Source organism: Shigella sp. FC1567 (assembly GCF_001743015.1).
GTDB lineage: Bacteria > Pseudomonadota > Gammaproteobacteria > Enterobacterales > Enterobacteriaceae > Escherichia > Escherichia coli.
In genome coordinates, this window is the sequence record NZ_MIIV01000437.1 from 1 (window position 1) to 315 (window position 315).

The 315-nt window shown below is 52.7% G+C and carries 1 pseudogene and 1 other annotated feature; the pseudogene reads left to right on the forward strand.

Annotated elements, in window-relative coordinates:
- Nucleotides 1-315, forward strand: a pseudogene (locus tag BHE85_RS19365) (IS3 family transposase); the annotation flags it as partial.
- Nucleotides 59-174 (forward strand) — a sequence feature (AL1L pseudoknot). (Overlaps the previous pseudogene by 116 nt.)

Consider the following 315-nt stretch of genomic DNA (forward strand, 5'->3'; position numbering starts at 1 on the left):
AGCTGGAACGTGAAAATTGTGAACTGCGCCGCAGTAACGATATCCTTCGCCAGGCTTCCGCTTATTTTGCGAAGGCGGAGTTCGACCGCCTCTGGAAAAGTGATGCCACTGCTGGATAAGCTGCGTAAGCTGTACGGGGTCGGACCGGTATGCAGTGAACTACATATTGCCCCGTCAACGTATTACCACTGTCAGCAACAGCGACATCATCCTGATAAACGCAGTGCCCGTGCGCAGCGCGATGACTGGCTGAAGAAAGAGATACTGCGCGTATACGATGGGAATCATCAGGTATACGGTGTGCGTAAAGTCTGG